Source organism: Nocardioides soli (genome assembly GCF_014191495.1).
GTDB classification, from domain to species: domain Bacteria; phylum Actinomycetota; class Actinomycetes; order Propionibacteriales; family Nocardioidaceae; genus Nocardioides; species Nocardioides soli.
The window spans coordinates 1,791,625-1,811,738 of sequence record NZ_JACHWR010000001.1; the positions used below are offsets into that span (position 1 = coordinate 1,791,625).

A 20,114-nucleotide genomic window follows, 5' to 3' on the forward strand; every position below is an offset into this window, starting at 1 on the left:
CGGCAGCGTCTCACACGGCGGCGGGGCTCGCCTCCGGGTCACCGGATCCGGACTCCGCGGACTGGACCAGGTCCTGTCGCACGAGATGGCGCACGTCACGCGAGGCCAGCGACAGCAGCGCGGAGCCGCCCATCACGCAGCCCACGACCACCAGCCACTCCTGGAATCCGACCACGGTCGCGATCGGCCCGGTGAGCGCCATCCCCGCCGGGCGGGCCACGAACGAACCCACCACGTCGAAGGAGTAGACGCGGGCGAGCTTGTCGGGGTCGACGTTCTGCTGGATCGAGAGGTCCCAGGAGACGTCGAAGATCTGGAGCCCGAAGCCGTGCAGGAAGGCGCCGAGCAGCACCACCCAGAGCTGGTCGGAGAGCGCCATCGCGAGCGGGAAGAGCGCGGTGAGGCTCAGCAGCGCCGTCCCGACGAACAGGCCGCGGCGGGGCCGCCAGCGCAGGCAGACCACGCCGCCGACGACGAAGCCGGCCATCAGGGTGCCCATGGCCAGGCCCCACGCCGAGCGGCCGAACTCGCCGCCGACGACGATCGGCCCGAGCACGCTCTGGGCGCCGCCGTAGAACAGGTGGTAGAGCAGTGCCTGACCGATCAGCAGCCACAGCCAGGTGTGCGCGAAGACCTCGCGCGCGCCCTCACCGAGGTCGGCGAGCATCGAGCTCCGCTCCCCCTCGGGCGCCGCCTGCTCGACCCGCAGCCGGGAGAAGCAGATCGCCGCGATGGTGTAGGTCACCGCGTCGACACCGATCGCCCAGCCCGACCCGACGACGGCCACGAGGACGCCGCCCAGGGCGAACCCGACCGTGCTGGCCGAGGTCTGGAGCAGCGCCCGGACGGCGACCGCGGAGCCGAGGTCGGCCTCCGGCACCGTGAGCCGGGTCATCGCCCGCGACGAGGGCTGGCTGAGCGCGGCCAGGCACCCGTTGAGCGCACCGATCACCCCGATCATCGGGATCGTGGCGAAGCCCGCGATCAGCGAGGCGGCGATGAGCAGCTGGGTGAGCGCGCTGCCGGCGGCGGAGCCCTCCATCATCACCTTGCGGGGCAGCCGGTCGCCCAGCACGCCACCGAACAGCGTCGTGACGACCTCGGCCAGCGCGAAGGCCGCGACCACGAGGCCGAGCTCGGACGCCGAGCCGCCGAGGTCGAGCACGGCGAACGCCAGGGCGATCGGGGTGATCGCGTTGCCCAGCGCGCTGGTCGTCGTGCCCGCCACGAGCATCCGGAAGTCGCGATGGCGCAGGGCGGTCAGCGTGGTCACCGGCGCAGATTACTTCGCCAGCGAACTATTCGCCAACGAAATAGATAGCATCTACCCCGTGAGCGACACGGGGCAGGACCGCGAGGACTGGGCCGACCGCCACGTCGCCCGGTGGCGGGACCACTGGATCGACGTGACGTTCGAGGACGACGTCGAGGCGATCGTGGTGCGCATCGAGCGACTGAAGCGGCACTTCAAGATCACCAGCCAGCAGGCGCTCGCCGAGGTCGGCCTCCAGGACTTCGAGTACGACACCCTGCACCAGCTGATGATCCGCGACACCCCGGGTCATGCCAGCCCGTCGGCGCTGGCCGCGGACCTGGGCATCAGCAACGCCGGCATGACCGGACGGCTGGATGCGCTCGAGAGGGCCGGCTGGGTCCAGCGCCGTGCCGACGCCGACGACCGTCGCCGGGTCTCGATCGAGATCACCCGCAGCGGCGCGGCGATCTGGCGCCGCGCCATGAACCTGCGCGGCCGCGCCGAGGACGAGGTCGTGCACGCCCTGACCGCCGACGAGCGCAGCATCCTGGCGGCGCTGCTGAAGAAGATGACCCTGGCCACCGAGCCACCCGACGACAACGGCTGACCCACCCCCGGAGTTCTTCGAGGCCGCCCAGCGCCGTCTCAGGTTGGTCACAGGCGAGACCCACACAGTGGACGCATGACCGACGAGCAGCCCACCACCCCGCAGCCGGGCCAGCAGGGCCAGCCCCAGGGCCCGCAGCAGCAGAACCCGTACTTCTCGTACCCGGTTCCGCAGGGACCGCCCCCGGAGGCGCCGCCGACCAACCCGTACGCCGCGGACCCGTACGCCGCCGACTCCTACGCCGCCGACCCGGCCGCGCAGCAGACGGCCACGCTCCCGGTCCAGCGTCGCCCGCGACGGGCCGGCCTGGCCGCCGCGGTCGTCGCGACCGCGCTCGTGGTGGGCGCCGGCGCCGGCCTCGGCGGGGCGGCCGCGTGGAGTGCCCTCGACGACGGCAACGGCTCGACCGGCGGCGGCCAGCACACGACCACCTCCCAGGTCGTCGACACCCCCGACACCTCGGCCGCCTCCGGGTCCGTCGAGCAGGTGGCCGCGAAGGTCCTCCCCTCCGTCGTCAAGATCGACGTGAGCGGCAGCCAGGGCTCCGGCTCCGGATCGGGCATCATCCTCAGCTCCGACGGCGAGATCCTCACCAACAACCACGTGGCGTCGATCGCGGGCAACGGCGGCGCGATGACCGTCTTCTTCAACGACGGCTCGTCGGCCAAGGCCACCATCGTCGGCACCGACCCGCTCACCGACACCGCGGTGATCAAGGCCGAGGGCGTCTCGGGCCTCACGCCCGCGACCATCGGCAAGTCCAGCGACCTCAAGGTCGGCGAGAGCGTGGTCGCGATCGGCTCGCCGTTCGGCCTCGACTCGACGGTCACCAGCGGCATCGTGAGTGCGCTGAACCGGCCGGTCGACGTCGGCAGCGACGGCGAGGGCACCAGCACGACGTACCCCGCGATCCAGACCGACGCCGCGATCAACCCCGGCAACAGCGGCGGCGCGCTGGTCGACATGAACGGCAACGTCGTCGGCATCAACTCCTCGATCCGCACCGCCAGCTCCGGTGGCGAGTCCGGCTCGATCGGTCTCGGCTTCGCGATCCCGATCGACGAGGTCCTCCCGATCGTCGACCAGATGCGCAACGGCGAGACCCCGACCCATGCCCGGCTCGGCATCTCGGTGAGCGACGTCGCGAACCAGAACGGCGCCGAGGTCGTGCAGGGTGCCGAGGTCCAGACCGTCAGCAACGGCTCCACCGCGGCCGACGCGGGCATCGCCAAGGGCGACGTGATCACGAAGGTCGACGACCACCTGATCACCGGCGCCGACTCCCTGGTCGCCACCATCCGGTCCTACCGACCCGGTGACAAGGTCACGGTCACCTTCACCCACGACGGCGACCAGAAGACCGCGACGCTCACGCTCGACTCGGACGCCAACACGTCCGACTCCTGACCCCCCGACTCCCTCCCGCGCCCGAGACCCGGGAGGGTGCAGGGCCCCACCGGCCAGCAGGTCCGTCTCCCGTCGGCCGGTGGGGCCCCTTCTCGTCGGTTCAGAGCCGCTTCTGGAACTCTCCCAGTCGGGCCACCGGCGTGAACCCGAGCCGCTCGTTGACCTCGATCATCTGCCGGTTCACCTCGGCGTTGTACGTCGTGAGCAGCGTGATGTCCCGCGCCTGGGCCTGGAGCAGCCGCAGGTTCGCGACCTTCACGGCGATGCCCAGCCGGTGCCCGCGAGCATCGCGGCGGACCAGCGTGCCCCACTGGTAGGCGCGGCCCGGCTCGTGGACGGTCGTCACGACGTCGGTGTAGGCGACCACGTCGCCGTCGGGTGCGACGGCGACGGTGTTGTACTTCGTGCGGCCCTGCTTCGCGAGCAGCGCCTCGTCCTCGCGGACGACGGCCGGGTCCGCGGACTCCGCCTCGACCGACAGCTCGCCGGTCGGCGCCTCGATCGCCAGGGACGCCACCAGGCGCGCCCAGCCCACGAGCAGGTCGTCGGGGACCGGACCGACCCAGGAGCGCAGGACGTAGCCGACATGGTGTGGCGCGGCCGCCGCGGCCAGGCCATCGAGCAGCTCCTCGCCGACGGGCAGCCGGAGGAGCCGCTTCACGTCCCCGAGGGCCAGGTCGTAGCCGCGGGCGTACGCGAACGCCGGCCCCGGCTCGCCGTCCCCCTCGGCACCGACGGCGTACGGCCAGGACGCCTCTGCGCCGAGAGTGCTGCGGCCGCGCTCCCGCGCCACCGCCTCGAGGTGCTCGAGCATCGCCGTCGCATGCCCGCGCCGACGCGCGTCCGGCACGGTGTGCACCATCAGCTCGGCCCGATCGGTGTTGTCGAGCAGCGGCGTGCGCAGCCAGCCCGAGCAGACGACCCGGCCGTCGACGAGGCCGCTCCATCCCGCGGTCCAGGCTCGGCTGCCCTGGTGCAGCATCATCGCCCGCACCTCCTCGAGCTGCCACGGCGAGGCCACGTCGGGGCCGATCGCGAGCTCCGCGGCGGCGTACGCCCGGTGCCACGGGTCGAAGCTGGCCGGATCACCGGCGTCGACCTCGACGATCCGCATCCGGCTCACCGGGCGCGCTCCACCCGGGTCTCGTCCCACACCGGCTCGTCGGACTCGTAGACGCCGCCGTCGGCGCCGTACACGAGGAACCGGTCGAAGCCGCGGGCGAACCACCGGTCGTGGGTCACCGCGAGCACGGTGCCCTCGAACGCCTCCAGGCCGTCCTCGAGCGCCTCCGCGGACTGCACGTCGAGGTTGTCGGTCGGCTCGTCGAGGAGCAGCAGCGTCGCCCCGGACAGCTCAAGCAGCAGGATCTGGAAGCGCGCCTGCTGCCCGCCGCTGAGCGACTCGAAACGCTGGTCCGCCGCATGCGCGAGCTCGTAGCGGTCCAGCACCCGGCTGGCCTGCTCACGGCCCATGCCGTCCCGGTGCTCGTTGCCGCGGTGCAGGATCTCCAGCAGCGTCCGGCCGATCAGCTCGGGGTGCTCGTGGGTCTGCACGAACCAGCCGGGCCGCACCCGCGCGCCGAGCCGCGCCATGCCGCGGTGCTGCACGGGCGTGATCTCGACATCGCCGACGGGCTCGTGCTCCTTGTCGGGCCGAGTGCCGCCGGCGGCGAGCAACCGGAGGAAGTGGGACTTGCCCGACCCGTTGGACCCGAGCACCGCCACCCGCTCGCCGTACCAGACCTCGAGGTCGAAGGGCCGCATCAGTCCGGTCAGCTCGAGCCGCTCGCAGACGACCGCGCGCTTGCCGGTGCGGCCGCCCTTGAGCCGCATCGTCACCTGCTGCTCGCGCGGCTGCTCGGTCGGCGGACCGGCCTCCTCGAACCGGCGCAGCCGGGTCTGCGCGGCCTGGTAGCGGCTGGCCATGTCGGCGTTGTACGCCGCCTTCTGCTTGTACATCAGCATCTGCGCGCGCAGCTTGGCGTGCTCCTCGTCCCAGCGCTTGCGCAGCTCCTCGAAGCGCTCGAACCGGGCGCGGCGGGCCTCGTGGTACGACGCGAAGCCGCCCGGGTGCGTCCAGACCAGGTTGCCCGCGCTGCCGAGCTCGACGGTCACGACGCGGGTGGCCGTGTTGTTCAGCAGCTCGCGGTCGTGGCTGATCATCAGGATCGTCTTGTCCGACTCGCGGATCCGCCCCTCGAGCCAGATCTTGCCGGGCACGTCGAGGTAGTTGTCCGGCTCGTCGAGCAGCAGCACCTCGTCGGGACCGCGGAGGAGGTACTCCAGCACCAGGCGCTTCTGCTCACCGCCGGAGAGCGTGCTCAGCTCGCGGTACTTCGCCCGCTCGTAGGGGACGCCGAGCCCGGCCATCGTGCACACGTCCCAGGTGACCTCGAGGTCGTAGCCGCCCGCGTCGGCGTACTCCGCGAGGGCGCCGGCGTAGCGCATCTGGGTCTTCTCGTCGTCGACGTCCATCAGCGCCCGCTCGCAGGCGTCGACCTCCTCGGCGGCCGCCCGGATCCGCGGCGGGGCGACGCTGCGCAGCAGGTCGGCGACCGTGGGATCGGCGCCGAGCCCGGCGCCGACCATCTGCCGCATCACGCCGAGGCCGCCGGAGCGGGTCACCACGCCCGCGTGCGGCGCGAGCTCGCCGGTGATGATGCGCAACAGCGTCGTCTTGCCCGCGCCGTTCGCCCCGACCAGCGCCACCTTGGCGCCCTCGCCGACCCGGAAGGAGACGTCGTCGAGCAGCACCCGCCCGTCCGGCAGCTCGTACCTCACGCCCGCCACGTCCACGTGTCCCACGACCCAGGATTGTCCGTGATCCGCCCGACCGTGGCACCTGGTTTTGCCGGTGCTCGGCATGGCCGTCGGTCGGGCTCTCTAGAATCCCCGCATGGGCCAGGGCGTGGAGATCGACGAGACCCGCGTCGCCACCACCCTCCGGCCGGTCCCCCACCCCCGCACCCGACGCAAGGTCCGCGCCCTGGCGATGACGGCGTACGCCGCGGCGCTGACGACCTGGTCGCTGACCCTGGGCATCCCCAACGACACCGTCCAGGTCTTCCTCTGGCTGTGGCTCGGCACCGTGGCGTGGAACATCGAGGCGCGCCCGCGCTACCACCTCAACTTCCTCAAGGACTGGTGGCTGCCGGTCGTCGGACTGGTCATCTACTTCTTCAGCCGCGGCCTGACCGACGAGCTCGGCCTGCCCGTCCACGTGATGATGCCCATCCACGTCGACGAGTGGCTCGGTGGCGGGCAGACGCCGACGCAGCGGCTCCAGGAGGCGTGGTGCGGGGACCCGTGCCTGCGCGACAGCGAGCCGCGCTGGTACGACCTCTTCTTCACGACGGTCTACGCGACCCACTTCGTCACCGGCCTGACGATCGCGGCGGTGCTCTGGGTGCGCAACCGCCCGGCCTGGGTCCGCTGGATGCGGCGCTACCTGGCGATCAACTTCGGCGCCCTCGCCGTCTACATCCTCTACCCGATGGCGCCGCCGTGGATGGCCTCGGAGGAGGGCCGGCTCGGCGCCCAGGTCACCCGCATCACCGGGCGCGGCTGGTCCGACATCGGCCTGGACCGGGTCGACCTGATCCTGCACGGCGTCGGCAACCCGGTCGCGGCGATGCCGTCGCTGCACGCCGGCATCACCTTCCTGATCGCCGGCTACGGCATCCAGCGCCTGCGGTCGCACTGGCGCTGGCTGCTCGCGCTCTACCCCCTCGCGATGTGCACGGCCCTCGTCTACTACGCCGAGCACTACGTCATCGACGTGGTCGCGGGCGCGCTGCTCGCGGCCGCGGTGCTGATCGGATGCCAGCTCTGGGAGAGCAGTCGCCAGCGGTCCGCGGAGGCGCCGGCCCCGAGCGACGGCGAGTAGCCGGGATCCGAGAAACTTCGTAGAATATATTTCATATTGTTCGAGAAAGTGTCACGGTGAGCACCCTCCCGCCCTGAGCCGAAGGACCTCGCCGTGACCGACAGCCACCACCGGCCGCACCCCCGACCCCGTCGCCGCCCGCTCGTGGCGGCCCTCTCCGTCGCGTGCGTCGCGGCCGTGCCGGCGGTGGTCGCCGTCCTGCCGGCGAACGCCGAGGAGAGCGCCGGCGGGCCTCCGGCCTTCCGACGGGTGGACGTCGACAGCACCGTCAGCGGGGCCAGCTTCACCTCGGTCGGCCAGGTCTACGCCGGCGAACAGGACATCGTGACCAGCGGCTACGGCGCCCTCGACGGCGGCGGCCGCCCCGTCGGCGGCGGGACCCTCCAGATCTACCGGCCCGGGGCGAGCCTCGACACCTGGACCAAGGTCACGGTCTTCGACGCGGACGCCGGCATCGTCTTCCCCAACGCCACCACCATCGACGACGTCGACGGGGACGGCGACAACGACATCATCGTGCCGTCCGGCTACTTCTTCGGCACCGATCCGGCGGCGCCGGCCTGGCTGGGCTCGACCGGCGCCATCACCTGGTGGGAGAACCGGGGACCCGGCGTCCCCTTCGCCGAGCACACCATCGTGTCGGGCCGGGCCGCGTCGTACCACGGCGTGCAGTACGTCGACCTCGACGGGGACGGCGTCAGGGACATCCTCAGCGTCGCCGAGGAGGGTCGGATCGCCGGCGAGCTGACCGACGACGCCGTCGAGACGCACTTCTTCAAGGGCAACGAGGACCTGACCTTCGACGACCCGGTCGTGCTCGCCACCGACCTCGGGGGCAGCCAGCCCGTGGTCCACGACGTCGACGGCGACGACGACCTCGACATCATCACCTCGCAGTACTTCCGCACCTTCAACTCGGCGACCGGCTCGACCTTCCTGTGGCTGGAGAACCAGGACGACGACGGCGTGCTGACCGAGAGCGACTTCACCCTCCACACCATCGCGACCCTGGCCGACAGCCCAGCCGGCCGCGGCGTCGGCATGGGCTTCCAGATCCGCCCGGTGCCGGACTTCCGCGGCCCCGGCACGCTGTCGTGGATCGGCACCAACCACGTCAACCGCTGCACGTTCGGGTCGATCCTGCCGGTGCCCGAGCAGGTCATCGAGTTCGACCCGGGCACCGACCCGACCGGCACCTGGGGCCTCACCACGCTGTCCGACCCCGCCACCCCGGGGCCGGCGTGCCCGTCGCCGTACCACGCCACCTACCAGACCTTCAGCGACCAGATCACCGCGCGCTACGGCTACGGCCAGGGCGCCCCCGGCGTCTTCGGGTACGGCGACATCGACGGCGACCGCGACGTGGACCTGCTGGTCTCCGGCGACGGCGACCGCCGGCTCTGGTGGGTCGAGAACGACGAGGGCGACACCACGCTCCATCGGCTGACCGGGCCCGACGAGCACTTCGGGCAGGCCGGCGGCGCCGTGGTGGTCGACCTGAACGGCAACGGCACCAACGAGCTGGTGTTCAGCTCCTTCGACCAGAGCACGCTGGCGATCTGGACCCGGGACCCGGCGCCGACACCCACGGCGCCACCCACGGCGCCACCCACGGCGCCGCCCACGACGCCGCCCGCCTCGAGCACGCCGCCGAGCCCGGTCCCCACCGCGCCCGGCCCGACCGTCCGGACTGTCGCGAGCTCGCTGCGGGTCACCCCGGGCAGGCGCGTCGTGCCGGCCGGCACGCGGGCCACGTGGAAGGTCCGGCTCGCCGCGGCGCCCGGCGGGCCGCGGCGTACCGTCACCGTCGTCTTCGACCCCGCCCGCGGCAGGACCGTCAAGATCGGCAAGCTCCGGCTCGGGCCCACGGCGAAGAAGGGCGTGCAGCAGGCCCGGCTCTCGTTCCGCGCGAAGAAGCGGGGCCGGCTGGTCGTGACCTACGCCGGGACCACGGTGACCAGCACGCTGCGGGACACCCGGGCCAGGGGCACGGCCCGCGTCACCGTCCGCTGAGGTCGGTGCCCGGCCGGCTCACTCGTCGGACTCGGTGACCCACAGGTTGATCCCCGCCTCGACGGCGTCCTCGTCGATCAGCCGCAGCTCCTCCTCGGTCAGCGGCGGGCCGGAGAGCGCGTCGAGGTTGGTGTCGAGCTGCGCGACGGAGCTCGCCCCGATCACCGCCGAGGTGACCCGGGCGTCGCGCAGCGCCCACTGGAGGGCGAGCTGGGCGAGCTTCTGGCCACGCGCCTGCGCGATCTCGTTGAGCCGGCGCACGTGCTGCAGCGTCGACTCGTCGAGGTGGGTCTCGCCGATCGAGGACCCGTCGCGGGCGGCGCGCGAGTCGGCGGGCACGCCGTCGAGGTACCGGTCGGTGAGCAGGCCCTGGGCGAGCGCGGTGAACACGATGCACCCCATCCCCTGCGCCTCGAGCTCGTCGAGCAGGTCGCGCTCGATCCAGCGGTTGAGCATGGAGTACGACGGCTGGTGGATCAGCAGCGGCGTCCCGAGCTCGCGCGCGATCGACGCGGCCTCGCGGGTCTGGGCGGCCGAGTACGACGAGATGCCGACGTACAGCGCCTTGCCCTGCCGCACGGCGTGGTCGAGGGCACCGATCGTCTCCTCCAACGGCGTCTCGGGGTCGAAGCGGTGGCTGTAGAAGATGTCGACGTAGTCGAGGCCCATCCGGCTCAGCGACTGGTCGAGCGAGGCGAGCAGGTACTTGCGGGAGCCGCCGCCCTGGCCGTACGGACCCGGCCACATGTCGTAGCCCGCCTTCGTCGAGATCACCAGCTCGTCGCGGTAGGGCCTGAGGTCGTCTGCGAGGTAGCGACCGAAGTTCTCCTCAGCGCGGCCGTACGGCGGTCCGTAGTTGTTCGCGAGGTCGAAGTGCGTCACCCCGCGGTCGAACGCCCGGCGCACGATCGCCCGCTGGGTCTCCTCCGGCCGGTCGGTCCCGAAGTTCTGCCACAGCCCGAGTGAGATCGCCGGGAGCCGGAGTCCGCTCCGCCCCGTGTAGCGGTACTCCATCCCGGTCGCATCGGTCTCGTAGCGGTTGTCGGCGGCCTGGTAGCTCATGGCCCCGATCCTGCCAGCCCACCGCTCGCCCGGTGATCGAGGTGCGACCCGCGCGAGTCACCGTCGTACCTGACCTGAGTGTCGTGAAATCTGCGGATCCACAGCACTCTGGTCAGGTACGACGCGGCGGCGGGGGCTCAGTCCGACAGGAGCCCGGTGTCCTCGATCGCGGCCCAGATCTCCTCGCTCCGTGCGACGCCGATGTCGCCGGTGAGGTGGTCGACGTTGCGCCAGACGACCACGTCGTCGAGCACGGGCAGGCAGACCGGAGCGTCGGGGCACACGATCGGGTTCACGTCGATGGCCGCGGCGTCGTCGCGGCTGGTGGCGACCGTGTCGTAGAAGCTGTCGACGGTCGGTCGCTCCAGCGGGGGCACGACCACACAGTCGCCGAGCGTCGACGCGCGGGCCAGGCAGTCGAGCGGGTCGGGACCTTCGCTGTCGAAGCCACCGGTGCCCATGATGCTGTGCACCATCACCAGGGGTGCACCGGCGTCGCGCACCAGGTCGGCGGTGCGCTCGGTCGCCTCCAGCTGCATCTGGTGCAGGTCGCCGGCCTCGCCGTCGCGGTCGACCACGTGGCCCTGCCAGCGGTCGGCACTGCGCGCGAGCGACGCCACGACGACCAGGTCGGGCGCCAGTCGCGGCAGCGTCTCGCGATAGAAGTCGTCGCGGGCCTCGTGGCACTGGGCCTGGTTCTGCGCCGAGGCCCACGCGTTGTAGAGGCCGTCCTGCCACGGACACGACGACACGATGTCGACGTACAGCCGGAAGCCGTGCTCCTCGGCCATCCGCTCGAAGGCCGGGGCGAGCATCCGCGCCTGGCTGTCGCCGACGAGCACCACGGTCCGTCCGTCGCCGGGGGTCATCAGGCAGTCCTCGACGGCGTCGGGGGTGCACCACTGGTCGTCGGGACCGCGGTCGTCGGATACGGCTCGGAAGTCGATGTCGGGCACCGGCTCCTCCAGCTCGGCCGAGACCGAGGCCGGCACCGCCGTGCCGGCCTGCGCGCCGGCCTGCACGGCGGGCGCGCGGTCGCTCTCGAGCACCGGCGGGACGACGACCAGCGCGACCAGCACCGACAGCGCCAGGCCGCCGACCACGCTGGCCCAACGGCGCGGGGCCAACCGCGGCGACCGCCGGATCGGCGCCTCGTAGACCTGGAACGAGAGCGCGGCCAGTCCGGTCGCGATGGCACCGGCCAGGAGCGCGAGCACCCAGGCGTCGACGTCGAAGAGCTGGCCGAGCACCAGGATCACGGGCCAGTGCCACAGGTAGGTGCCGTAGGAGATCTTGCCGAGGTACGCCGGGGTCGGTCGGCCCAACAGCCGCGCGAGCGGCGAGCCCGGAACGGCGTACACACCGGCGATCGCGGCGACCGACGCCGCGGCGGCGGCGATGCCGCGTGCGGAGATCGACAGGTCGAGGAGGCCGCTGGAGAGGAGCAGCAGCCCCGCCACGCCGAGTCCGCCGACGACGGTGCCGAGCGCGGGCGACCAGCGCCGGTCGTCGGAGCCCGGCCCGGCGCGGCCGAACTCGCGGAACGCGACGGCCAGCGCCGCGCCCGCGAGCAGCTGGTACAGGCGGGTGTCGGTGCCGTAGTAGGCCCGGTTGACGTCGACCTGGGCGTAGGCGATCTGGGCCACCAGGGACGCCGCACCGAGGGTGAGCAGCACCGCGAGGAAGAGCCGGCCGCGGTGCTTGCCGAGCTTGACCATCAGCGCGACCAGCAGCGGGAACACGAAGTAGAACTGCTCCTCGATCGACAGCGACCAGAAGTGCAGGAAGGGACTCTTGTCGGTGTCGGTCGCGAAGTAGTCGCTGGCGGCGGAGATGAAGTGCCAGTTCGACACGTAGAGGAGCGCGGACTGCGCGTCGCGCACCAGCGGCAGCCGCTCGGGCAGCGACGCCGTCAGCACGAAGACCAGGCTGGTCACCACGATCACCAGCACCGCGGCAGGCAGCAGCCGGCGGATCCGGCGGGCATAGAAGCCGCCGAGGCTCAACCGGCCGTGCTCGTCGACCTCGGCCAGCATCACGTTCAGCACGAGGAAGCCCGAGAGCACGAAGAAGAGGTCGACGCCGATGAAGCCGCCGGCCGCCCAGCCCGCGCCGGAGTGGTAGAGGAGGACGAGGTACACCGCGACCGTGCGCAGGCCGTCGATCTCGGGGCGGTATCTCCAGGTCATCGCTGCGCCACAGTAGCCGCCGGCTGCTCACGGTCACGACTTCGCGCGGGCCGACGCAACCGACGTCACACCGGGCCGGGGCCTACTCCTCGAGCAGCCCGGTGTCCTCGATCGCTCGCCAGATCTGGCCTCGGACGCGGGTCGTCAGCGTGCCCGTGAGGTGGTTCTGGTCGCGCCAGACCACGGCGCCGCCGAGCATCGGCAGGCAGCTCGGCGCATCCGGGCAGACGACCGGGTTGAGATCGATCGTCGCGACGTCGGCGCGCGGCGCGGCGACCGTGTCGTAGAAGCTGTCCACCGTCGGCCGCTCGACCGGGTGCGGCACCACGCAGTCGCCGAGCGTCGTCGCGCGGGCCAGGCAGTCGAGCGGGTGCCGGCCCTCGCCGTCGTAGCCGCCCGCGCCGATGATGCTGTGCACCATCACCAGGGGTGCACCGGCGTCGCGCACCAGGTCGGCGGTGCGCTCGGTCGCCTCCAGCTGCATCTGGTGCAGGTCGCCGGCCTCGCCGTCGCGGTCGACGACATGGCCCTGCCAGCGGTCGGCACTGCGCGCGAGCGACGCCACGACGACCAGGTCGGGCTCCATCTGGGGCAGCGTCTCGCGATAGAAGTCGTCGCGGGCCTCGTGGCACTGCTCCTGGTTCTGGTCCGAGGCCCACGCGTTGTAGAGGCCGTCCTGCCACGGACACGACGACACGATGTCGATGGAGAGCCGGAAGCCGCGCTTCTCGGCGAGCCGCCGGAACGCCGGGGCGAGCATCCGCGCCTGGCTGTCGCCCACCAGCACCACGTGCCGGCCCTCGCCCGGGACCAGCAGGCACCCGTCCAGGTCGTCGGGCGTGCACCAGGTGTCGGCCGGGCCGCGGTCCGCCGCCACCTTCTCGTAGTCGAGGTCCGGCACCCGTCGCTCCAGCGCGGACCGCAGCTCCGGGGACGAGTCGACGGCGAGCGGGCCGCCGACGGCCTGCACCGCGGGGGTCCGCTCGCTGCGGAGCACCGGAGGCACGACCACCACGGCGATCGCCACCGAGACGGCGAGACCGCTGACCACCGTGGTCCGGCGGCGGGGCGAGAGCCATCTCGATCGCCGGATCGGCGACTCGAACACCTGGAACGACAGCGCCGCGAGGCCGCTCGCGATGCCGGCGGTGAGCAGGGCGAGCACGGACGGGCGGACGTCGAGGAACTGGCGGAGCACCAGGATGACCGGCCAGTGGTAGAGGTAGGTGCCGTAGGAGATCTGGCCGAGGTACGCCGGCACCTGCCCGCCCAGCAGCCGCGCCGGCCACGAGAGCGGCGCGGCGTACAGCCCGAGGATCGCGGCCACCGAGGCGACCGTGGCCAGGATGCCGCGGGTCGAGACCGACACGTCGGGAACGCCGATGACGAGCACGAGCAGCGAGCCGATGCCGGCCAGCCCGAGCAGGCTCCAGCGTCGCGACGACCCGGGCCCGCTCTCCGAGCCGGCGGGCGGCGGGCGCCAGTAGTGGCGCACGGCCAGGGCCAGGACCGCGCCGGCGAGCAGCTGGTAGAGGCGCGTGTCGGTGCCGTAGTAGGCCCGGTTGACGTCGACCCGCGCGAAGGCGATCTGCGCCGCGAGCGACGCCAGCATCAGCGCGACCAGCACGGCGAGGAAGCGCTTCCGGTGCTGCCAGCCCAGCCGCACCATGAGCACGACCAGCAGCGGGAACACGAAGTAGAACTGCTCCTCGAGCGAGAGCGACCAGAAGTGCAGGAAGGGGCTCTTGTCGGTGCCGGTCGCGAAGTAGTCGTTGGCGGCCGCGATGAAGTGCCAGTTCGCGACGTAGAGGAGCGCGGACTGGGCGTCGCGCACCAGCGGCAGCCGCTCGGGCAGCGATGCGGTCAGCACGAAGACCAGGCTGATCAGCACGATCGCGAGCACGGCCGCGGGCAGCAGCCGCCGGACCCGGCGCGCGTAGAAGCCGAGCAGGCTCAGCCGTCCGCGTTCGTCGATCTCGGCGAGCACGACGTTCAGCACGAGGAAGCCCGACAGCACGAAGAACAGGTCCAGCGACACGAAGCCGCCCGGGACCCAGCCGGACTGGGCGTGGTAGAGGATGATCGTGTAGACGGCCAGGAAGCGAAGGCCGTCGAGCTCGGGGCGGTATCTCCAGGTCATCGCTGCCCCACCGTAGCCAGCCGTCCCAGAAACCCCAGCCGACCCAACCGCACCAGACGGGCCCGGGCGGCCTCGGCTCAGGCCGGTCCGGGCGCGTTCGCCCCCGCCATCCGCAAGGCCAACAGCCGGTAGTGCGCCGCCACCTCCTCGGGGGACCACCGGCCCTCGTCGCGGTACCACCGGGCGACGTCGATGCCGAGGGAGAGCACGGCCGAGGCGGTCATCCGCGGGTCGGGCGTCGCGAAGGCGCCGCTGGCGACGCCGCGGTCGATGACCTCGCGGACCACCAGGTCGATCTGGTGCCGGATCTCGAGGATCTGGGCGCGATGCTCCTCGCTGAGCGCCGCCAGCTCGTAGTTGACGACCCGGGCGCCGGTGTGCGCGACGGCGTGGTCGCGCACGAAGTCCTCGACCAGATCGCCCAGCTGCCGCACCGGGTCGACGGAGCGCGCGACCGAGGCGCGCACCAGCTCCAGCACCCGCTCGTGCCCGTCGCGGGAGAGCCCGAAGAGCAGCTCCTCCTTGGAGCGGTGGTGCACGTAGAGCGCCGCCGGACTCATGCCCGCCGCCGTCGAGATGTCGCGGGTCGTCGTGCCGTGGAAGCCGCGCGCCGCGAACGCGTCGAGCGCCGCCCGGGCCAGCCGGGTGCGGGCGTCACCGTCCGGCGCCGGGATGGGGGTGGACGCGCTCATGGAGGAGATGGTAAGCAAGCGCTTAGTCAAGGACAAGCAGGACCCGACCGGGTGGAGGCGGCGTGACGGGAGGACCGGGATGCACCCGCTGATCGAGGGCCGCGGGGTCGTCGTGACCGGGGCCGGGCGCGGCATCGGCCGCGCGCTCGCCGTGCGGATGGCCGCCGAGGGGGCGCGGGTCGTGGTCAACGACCTGGACGCCGACACCGCGCGCGCGGTCGCCGGCGAGGTCGGCGGCACCGCCCTGCCCGGCGACGTCGCCACGGCCGAGGGCGTGCGCGCGCTGGTCGACGGCGCCACCGACGCGCTCGGCCGGATCGACGTCTTCTTCGCCAACGCCGGCATCGACGGAGCGGTCGGGCCCGACAGCCTCCAGACGCCGGACGACGCGTGGGACAAGATCGTCGACGTGAACGTGCTGGCCCACGTCCGCGCCGCCCGCGAGCTCGTGCCGCGCTGGCTCGGGGACGGGCGGGGCGGCCGCTTCGTGGTCACTGCGTCGGCCGCCGGGCTGCTGACGATGATCGGCAGCGCGCCGTACGCCGTGACCAAGCACGCCGCGGTCGGCTTCGCCGAGTGGCTCTCGGTCACCTACGGTGCCCGCGGCGTCGACGTGCACGCGATCTGCCCGCAGGGCGTGAGGACCCAGATGCTCGAGGACGCCGGCCCGCTCCAGGACCTGCTCTCGCGCGACAGCGCGCTCGAGCCCGAGCAGGTCGCCGACGCCGCCGTGGCCGCCATCGGGGAGGGCCGGTTCCTGGTGCTCCCCCACCCCGAGGTGGCGGCCTACTACGCCGCGCGGGCGACCGACACCGACCGCTGGCTGGCCGGGATGCGCCGGCTGCAGCAGAAGGTCGACCAAGCCACGAGCTAGGCCCGCCGCGTCTCCAGGATCCGGAACCCCTTGGCGCTGGCGAGCCGGGCGGTCGGCCAGCCCTGGTCGCCGAGCCAGCGCTGCAGCGAGTCGGCGCCGAGGTTCTTGCCGACCACCATCACCGCACGGCCACCCGGCGCCAGGCGAGGCAGCCAGGTGAGCAGCAGGTCGTGCAGGGCCTCCTTGCCGATCCGGATCGGCGGGTTCGACCAGATCTCGTCGTACTCGTCCCCCGTCGGCACCTGCTCGGGGCGGCACGCGACGAAGCGGCCGGCGACGCCCATCGCCCGGGCGTTCTCGTTGGCGAGCGCGATCGCGCGGTCGTTGACGTCGATCGCCGTGACCGAGGCGAGCGGTACGGCGGCGGCGATCGCCAGCCCGATCACGCCGTACCCGCAGCCCAGGTCGAGGAACCGGCCCTGCACCGGCGGCTCGGTCTCGCGGAAGAGCACCCCGGTCGCGTGGTCGAGGTGGCCGCGGCTGAAGACGCCGGAGCCGCTCACCAGCGTGAGCTCGTGGCCCCAGACCGAGCAGGTGAAGGTCTCGCGCTCGAACGGCACCGAGGGGTCGGCGCTGAAGTAGTGGTCGGTCATCCGTCGATCTCCTCGGGGCGGCGGCGGGCCATCGTCTGGTGCACCCGCGACTCGAGCTCGTCGTCGGGCGGGTAGCCGACCTCCTCGAGCGTGAGGCCGTGGGCGTGCACGACCGCGACCGACGAGCTGCGCACCGCCGCGCGCAGGATCTCGTCGGCCCAGTCGACGGGCCGGCGTCCCTCGCCGATCGCGATCAGGCAGCCGACCAGCGACCGGACCATGCTGTGGCAGAAGGCGTCCGCGCGCACGGTGCCGACCAGGACGCCGTCGTCACGCCGCCACGACAGCTCCTCCAGGGTCCGGATCGTCGTCGCGCCCTCGCGCTGCTTGCAGAACGAGGCGAAGTCGTGCCGCCCGACGAGCAGCAGCGACGCGGCGTTCATCGCGGCCTCGTCGAGCGGTCGCGGCCAGGCCAGCACGTGCGACCGGGTGAGCGGGTCGACGGCGGCCGGGGTGTCGGCGATCCGGTAGGCGTAGCGCCGCCACAGCGCGCCGAAGCGGGCGTCGAACGCCGGCGCGGCCTCGGCCGCGCGACGCACCCGCACGTCGGCGGGCAGGATGCCGTTCAGCCGCCGCACCAGGGACCCGAGCTCCGGCGGCTCCGCGACGTCCAGGTGCACGACCTGCCCCCGGGCGTGCACGCCGGCGTCGGTGCGGCCGGCGCAGACCACGTCGACCGCCGGCAGCCGCAGCGCGGTCGCCAGCGCGGCGGTCAGCTCGCCTTGCACGGTCCGCAGTCGCGGCTGGGCGGCCCAGCCGTGGAAGTCGGTGCCGTCGTAGGCGAGGTCGAGGCGGAGGCGCACGACAGACAATCCTATGAGCCGGGCCTACGCTCGTTGTCGTGAGCGCCGTCCCCGCCATCGTGCTCATCTCGGAGGACCACCCCGACGAGATGCGCGCCGGCTTCGCACGCTACGTCGCGGAGTACGACGTCCGCGTCGCGCGGTCGTGCCGCGAGGCGCTCCTGGTCACCCACGACGTGCTCGCCGAGGGCGGCACGGTCGCGATGTTCGCGAGCGAGTCGGTGCTGCCCGACGCCGACGTGCTGCACTGCTTCCACAAGCTCCGCGAGAAGGTGCCGACCGCGCGCCGGGTCATCGCCGCCCACTGGGACCGCTTCGTCCGGGACGCGCCCGGCCTGCGCGCCGGCATGGCCAAGGGCAAGTACGACGCGTTCCTGCTGATGCCGCGCGGCACCCGCGACGAGGAGTTCCACCACGCGATCACCGACCTGCTCTCCGACTGGGGCTCGACGGTGCCCGACCCGGAGGTCGTGGCGGTCAAGATCATCTCCCCGGTCCGCGACGGGCTGACCCTGGCGATCCGCGACTTCCTCGACCGGATGGGCATGCCGAGCCGGGTCTGGCCGCCCGACAGCGACGCCGGCCGCTACGTGCTCGCGCAGTGGGACGGCGAGCCGGCGTACCCGCTGGTCTGCTCGGTCAACCGCCAGGTCATCCACGCGACGAGCGTCCGCGACGTCGCGATCAACATCTACGGCACGCCCACCGAGATCGACCTCGACCACGTCGTCGACGTCGCGGTGGTCGGCGGTGGCCCGGCCGGCCTGGCCGCCGCCGTGTACGCCGCGTCGGAGGGCCTGTCGACGGTGATCCTGGAGGCCGAGGCGATCGGCGGCCAGGCCGGCACCAGCTCCATGATCCGCAACTACCTGGGCTTCCCGCGCGGCATCTCCGGCATGCGCCTGGCCCAGCGGGCCCGCAACCAGGCGCTCCGCTTCGGGGCCCGGTTCTACACCGGGCAGGTGGTCGACGAGCTGCGCCCGGGCCTCGACGGCGACCCCCACGTGCTGTGCACCGACAGCGGCGAGGTGCGGGCCCGCGCGGTGGTGATCTCCAGCGGGGTGGCCTACCGCAAGCTGCGGGTCGACCCGGTCGAGGAGCTGGTCGGCTCCGGCGTCTACTACGGCGCGGCGATGACGGCCGCGCGGGAGATGGAGGGCCAGGACGTGTACGTCGTGGGCGGCGGCAACTCCGCCGGCCAGGCCGCGGTGCACCTCGCCCGGTTCGCCCGCTCCGTGACGATCCTGGTACGCCGGCCGGACCTGGCCGAGACGATGTCGTCGTACCTGATCGGGGAGATCCGGTACAACCCGCGGATCACGGTGCGCACCTGCAGCCGGGTCGTCGACGGCGGCGGCGACGGCCGCCTGGAGTGGCTGGGCCTGGAGGACGTACGCACCGGCGAGCGGGAGCGGGTGCCGACGTACGGCCTCTTCCTGCTGCTCGGTGCGGAGCCGCACTGCGACTGGATCCCGCAGCAGATCGCCCGCGACGACCACGGCTTCGTGCTCACCGGGCGCGACGTGCCCCGCGACCGATGGGTCGACGACCTGCCGCCGGAGAACCTCGCCACCACCGTCCCCGGCATCTTCGCCGCGGGCGACGTCCGCTCGGGCTCGATGAAGCGGGTCGCGTCCGCCAGCGGCGAGGGCGCCTCCGTCGTGCCGCTGGTCCACGCGTTCCTGGCGCCGGCGCCCTAGAGCTCCGAGCGGTACGGCGGGTCCGCGCCGGGTCGCGAGACCGTGACCGCCGCCGCGCGGGCGGCGTGCGCGAGCACCTCCTCGACCTCCGAGGTGGACAGGCCGTCGAGCGGACGACCCCACAGGGCGTCGACCACCGCGGCACCGAACGTGTCGCCCGCCCCGATCGTGTCGGCGACCTCGACCGGCAGCGACGCGACCTCGACGGCCCGCGTCGCGTCGACCCAGGTCGCGCCCTCGCCGCCCCGGGTCACCACGACCGCGGTCGGGCCGAGGGCGAGGAGGTGGCGCGCGGCGGCGTCGACGTCGAGGGCCGGGTAGAGCGTCGCGAGATCCTCGTCGGAGGCCTTCACCAGGTCGGCGGCCGCCGCCATCCGCTCGACCTGCGCCACCACGTCGGGACCGGTGCCGGTGATGGCGGGTCGCGCGTTGACGTCGTAGCTGATCGTCGTGGTGCCGCGCAGGCCGCCGAGCAGCTCGAGCACCTGGCCGGCGCCGGGCTCGAGCACGACCCCGATCGAGCACACGTGCACCGCGACGGGTTGCCCCGGTTCGACCGGGCCGAGCCGCCACTCCAGGTCGAAGTCGTACGACGCGGCCCCGTCCGCGCCGATGGTCGCCGACGCGGTGGCCGTGCGCTCCAGGACGACCGGGTCGGTGGCCAGCTCCACGCCGGCCCGGGCCAGGTGCTCGGCCAGCATCCGGCCCCGAGCATCGTCGGACCAGGCGGTCGCGAACCGGACCGGCCGGCCCAGGCGGGCCAGCGCCACCGCGACGTTCGCCGCGCTGCCCCCGGCGTGCTCGACGGTCGTGCCGTCGGCGGCGTGCACGATGTCGACGAGCGCTTCACCGATCACGAGGGCGTCCCTGCACATGGGACGTCTCTACCATGC

General features: G+C 72.8%; 16 protein-coding genes. 6 read left to right on the forward strand and 10 right to left on the reverse strand.

Going from position 1 to position 20,114, the window contains the following annotated elements:
- Positions 1-10: 10 nt before the first annotated feature.
- Positions 11-1,273 carry an MFS transporter gene (locus FHU40_RS08860; protein WP_343057792.1) on the reverse strand — a complete coding sequence of 421 codons (1,263 nt, stop codon included), beginning with the start codon at positions 1,271-1,273 and terminating at the stop codon, positions 11-13.
- Positions 1,274-1,331: 58 nt separating this feature from the next.
- Between FHU40_RS08860 and FHU40_RS28890 the strand changes: the two genes are divergently transcribed.
- Together FHU40_RS28890 and FHU40_RS08870 are read left to right on the forward strand one after the other, a co-directional pair.
- Positions 1,332-1,862, forward strand: a complete 531-nt coding sequence (locus FHU40_RS28890; protein WP_183591839.1) for a MarR family winged helix-turn-helix transcriptional regulator — start codon at positions 1,332-1,334, stop codon at positions 1,860-1,862.
- Positions 1,863-1,937: 75 nt separating this feature from the next.
- On the forward strand, positions 1,938-3,269 hold the full coding sequence (locus tag FHU40_RS08870; protein ID WP_183591840.1) for a S1C family serine protease: 1,332 nt from the start codon (positions 1,938-1,940) through the stop codon (positions 3,267-3,269).
- Positions 3,270-3,369: 100 nt separating this feature from the next.
- Here the strand turns inward: FHU40_RS08870 and FHU40_RS08875 are convergent, their stop codons facing one another.
- Together FHU40_RS08875 and FHU40_RS08880 are read right to left on the reverse strand one after the other, a co-directional pair.
- The gene (locus tag FHU40_RS08875) at positions 3,370-4,383 is read right to left on the reverse strand and encodes a GNAT family N-acetyltransferase (protein WP_343057816.1); all 1,014 of its coding nucleotides are present in this window, start codon (positions 4,381-4,383) and stop codon (positions 3,370-3,372) included.
- A gap of 5 nt (positions 4,384-4,388) precedes the next feature.
- A complete protein-coding gene (locus FHU40_RS08880) occupies positions 4,389-6,074 on the reverse strand; it encodes an ATP-binding cassette domain-containing protein (protein WP_183591842.1) in 1,686 nt (561 codons plus the stop codon).
- A 91-nt stretch (positions 6,075-6,165) separates the two neighbouring features.
- Here FHU40_RS08880 and FHU40_RS08885 point away from each other — a divergent pair, with 91 nt between their 5' ends.
- A complete protein-coding gene (locus tag FHU40_RS08885) occupies positions 6,166-7,155 on the forward strand; it encodes a phosphatase PAP2 family protein (protein ID WP_183591843.1) in 990 nt (329 codons plus the stop codon).
- A 93-nt stretch (positions 7,156-7,248) separates the two neighbouring features.
- Positions 7,249-9,168 (forward strand): FG-GAP-like repeat-containing protein, encoded by a 1,920-nt coding sequence (locus FHU40_RS08890; protein WP_183591844.1) that lies wholly within the window; start codon positions 7,249-7,251, stop codon positions 9,166-9,168.
- Positions 9,169-9,186: 18 nt separating this feature from the next.
- Here FHU40_RS08890 and mgrA read toward each other — a convergent pair whose 3' ends face one another.
- From mgrA to FHU40_RS08910, 4 genes are all read right to left on the reverse strand, one after another.
- Positions 9,187-10,230, reverse strand: coding sequence for an L-glyceraldehyde 3-phosphate reductase (gene mgrA / locus FHU40_RS08895; protein WP_183591845.1), 1,044 nt, complete (start codon positions 10,228-10,230; stop codon positions 9,187-9,189).
- 137 nt (positions 10,231-10,367) lie between these two features.
- Positions 10,368-12,419 carry an acyltransferase family protein gene (locus FHU40_RS08900; RefSeq protein WP_183591846.1) on the reverse strand — a complete coding sequence of 684 codons (2,052 nt, stop codon included), beginning with the start codon at positions 12,417-12,419 and terminating at the stop codon, positions 10,368-10,370.
- 82 nt (positions 12,420-12,501) lie between these two features.
- On the reverse strand, positions 12,502-14,559 hold the full coding sequence (locus tag FHU40_RS08905; protein WP_183591847.1) for an acyltransferase family protein: 2,058 nt from the start codon (positions 14,557-14,559) through the stop codon (positions 12,502-12,504).
- Between the two features lie 77 nt (positions 14,560-14,636).
- Complete coding sequence (locus FHU40_RS08910; protein WP_183591848.1) at positions 14,637-15,251, reverse strand: TetR/AcrR family transcriptional regulator; 615 nt, start codon at positions 15,249-15,251, stop codon at positions 14,637-14,639.
- Positions 15,252-15,330: 79 nt separating this feature from the next.
- Here FHU40_RS08910 and FHU40_RS08915 point away from each other — a divergent pair, with 79 nt between their 5' ends.
- Positions 15,331-16,125 (forward strand): SDR family oxidoreductase, encoded by a 795-nt coding sequence (locus tag FHU40_RS08915; protein ID WP_183591849.1) that lies wholly within the window; start codon positions 15,331-15,333, stop codon positions 16,123-16,125.
- On the opposite strand, the gene FHU40_RS08920 is transcribed toward FHU40_RS08915, so the two are convergent.
- Together FHU40_RS08920 and truA are read right to left on the reverse strand one after the other, a co-directional pair.
- Positions 16,122-16,718: a class I SAM-dependent methyltransferase gene (locus FHU40_RS08920; RefSeq protein WP_183591850.1), complete on the reverse strand. Its 597-nt coding sequence runs from the start codon at positions 16,716-16,718 to the stop codon at positions 16,122-16,124. The two genes, FHU40_RS08915 and FHU40_RS08920, sit on opposite strands and share 4 nt — an antisense overlap.
- Complete coding sequence (gene truA / locus FHU40_RS08925; RefSeq protein WP_183591851.1) at positions 16,715-17,521, reverse strand: tRNA pseudouridine(38-40) synthase TruA; 807 nt, start codon at positions 17,519-17,521, stop codon at positions 16,715-16,717. Before truA ends, FHU40_RS08920 begins: the two co-directional genes overlap by 4 nt.
- 38 nt (positions 17,522-17,559) lie before the next feature.
- On the opposite strand from truA, the gene FHU40_RS08930 reads away from it, so the two are divergent.
- Positions 17,560-19,221: an NAD(P)/FAD-dependent oxidoreductase gene (locus FHU40_RS08930; RefSeq protein ID WP_343057793.1), complete on the forward strand. Its 1,662-nt coding sequence runs from the start codon at positions 17,560-17,562 to the stop codon at positions 19,219-19,221.
- Here the strand turns inward: FHU40_RS08930 and FHU40_RS08935 are convergent.
- Positions 19,218-20,096 (reverse strand): carbohydrate kinase family protein, encoded by an 879-nt coding sequence (locus FHU40_RS08935; RefSeq protein ID WP_183591852.1) that lies wholly within the window; start codon positions 20,094-20,096, stop codon positions 19,218-19,220. The genes FHU40_RS08930 and FHU40_RS08935 overlap by 4 nt on opposite strands.
- Positions 20,097-20,114 lie beyond the last annotated feature (18 nt).